At 53.1% G+C, this 1193-nt stretch carries 1 rRNA gene; it reads right to left on the bottom strand.

From position 1 onward, the window contains the following. Window positions 1–1193: ribosomal RNA gene (locus FTU01_RS15460) — 23S ribosomal RNA — on the bottom strand; the annotation flags it as partial.

Raw genomic sequence — 1193 nt, 5'->3', positions numbered from 1 at the left:
GGGAAATCTTATCTTGAGGTAGGCTTCCCGCTTAGATGCTTTCAGCGGTTATCCCTTCCGAACATAGCTACCCGGCGATGCGACTGGCGTCACAACCGGTACACCAGAGGTTCGTCCACTCTGGTCCTCTCGTACTAGGAGCAGATCCTCTCAAATTTCCAGCGCCCACGGTAGATAGGGACCGAACTGTCTCACGACGTTCTAAACCCAGCTCGCGTACCTCTTTAAATGGCGAACAGCCATACCCTTGGGACCTGCTTCAGCCCCAGGATGAGATGAGCCGACATCGAGGTGCCAAACACCGCCGTCGATATGAACTCTTGGGCGGTATCAGCCTGTTATCCCCAGAGTACCTTTTATCCGTTGAGCGATGGCCCTTCCATACAGAACCACCGGATCACTAAGACCTACTTTCGTACCTGCTCGACTTGTGGGTCTCGCAGTTAAGCGCGCTTTTGCCTTTATACTCTACGCGTGATTTCCGACCACGCTGAGCGCACCTTCGTACTCCTCCGTTACTCTTTAGGAGGAGACCGCCCCAGTCAAACTACCCACCAGACATGGTCCTCGCTCCCGATCAGGGAGCAGAGTTAGAACCTCAATATTACCAGGGTGGTATTTCAAGGACGGCTCCATGGCAACTAGCGTCACCACTTCAAAGCCTCCCACCTATCCTACACAAGTAAGATCAAAGTTCAATGTCAAGCTGCAGTAAAGGTTCACGGGGTCTTTCCGTCTAGCCGCGGGTACACCGCATCTTCACGGCGAATTCGATTTCACTGAGCCTCTGCTGGAGACAGCGCCGCCATCATTATGCCATTCGTGCAGGTCGGAACTTACCCGACAAGGAATTTCGCTACCTTAGGACCGTTATAGTTACGGCCGCCGTTTACTGGGGCTTCGATCAAGAGCTTCGCTTACGCTAACCCCATCAATTAACCTTCCAGCACCGGGCAGGCATCACACCCTATACGTCCACTTTCGTGTTTGCAGAGTGCTATGTTTTTAATAAACAGTTGCAGCGGCCTGGTTTCTGAGGCTGCCAACAGCTCAAGGAGCAAGTCCTATCACCGCCGGCAGCGTACCTTCTCCCGAAGTTACGGTACCATTTTGCCTAGTTCCTTCAGCAGAGTTCTCTCAAGCGCTTTGGTCTACTCGACCTGACCACCTGTGTCGGTTTCGGGTACGATTCC

The organism is Acinetobacter sp. YH12043 (genome assembly GCF_013419915.1).
Classification (GTDB): Bacteria; Pseudomonadota; Gammaproteobacteria; order Pseudomonadales; family Moraxellaceae; genus Acinetobacter.
The sequence above is the reverse complement of the archived record's forward strand: the minus strand, read 5'-3'. Positions and strand labels throughout refer to the sequence as shown.